Origin of the sequence: Pseudomonas sp. EA_65y_Pfl1_P113, assembly GCF_963970525.1 — a bacterium.
Taxonomy (GTDB): Bacteria; Pseudomonadota; Gammaproteobacteria; order Pseudomonadales; family Pseudomonadaceae; genus Aquipseudomonas; species Aquipseudomonas tritici.
Map to the genome: position 1 here is coordinate 1 of NZ_CAXAQM010000163.1, position 717 is coordinate 717.

2 protein-coding genes are annotated in these 717 nt (G+C 54.0%); both read right to left on the reverse strand.

What is annotated here, in order from left to right; genetic code table 11:
* Window positions 1–461 (reverse strand): acyltransferase (locus AACY52_RS28895; protein ID WP_339561155.1); only part of this gene is annotated, 461 nt, incomplete at its 3' end.
* Between the two features lie 39 nt (window positions 462–500).
* Window positions 501–717, reverse strand: a 217-nt coding sequence (locus AACY52_RS28900; protein WP_339561156.1) for a sugar transferase, incomplete at its 5' end; no start/stop codon positions are given.

Sequence of the window (717 nt, forward strand, 5' to 3'; positions counted from 1 at the left end):
TTGGTATAGCCGATGATGGTGGCAGGATTACCGACTACGATGGCATAATCTGGCACGGAGCGCGTCACCACCGCACCTGCGCCAATCATGGCTTGTTCACCAATCTCGACGCCAGGGAGGATCGTGGCGTTGGCACCGATAGAGGCGTTGCGCCTCACACTGGTGCGCGCGAAGCGCTCAGGATAGACCTTTGATCGCGGATTCAGATCGTTAGTGAACGTGACGTTGGGTCCGACGAACACGTTGTCTTCAAGCGTAATACCATCCCAGAGCTGCACCCCGCTCTTAACGGTGACATTGTCGCCAATGCGCACGTCATTCTCAATCAGAACATGCGCGCATATATTGCATTCCCGCCCAATTACTGCCTTTGGCAGAATAACGCAGAACTGCCAGACCCGAGTGCCCTCGCCGATCGACGGTGATTGAACATCAGCCAATTGATGAACGAAGCTATTCATGACCACCTATTCCGTGACAGATCCACGATTTTTCGAACGTTATCGTGCACCGTAACCTGTCATCATCGTCCGCACGGTGCGTATGACGATCAGCAAATCAATCCAGGGCGAATAGCGTTTGATATAGTAGAAATCATAGTGCAGCTTGCTGCGGACGTCATCGACTTCAGCAACATGTCCCTGGCAGACTTGCGCCCAGCCCGCGATCCCGGGCCGCACGATATGGCGATAGCGGTAAAAAGGGATTTCCTGCTCG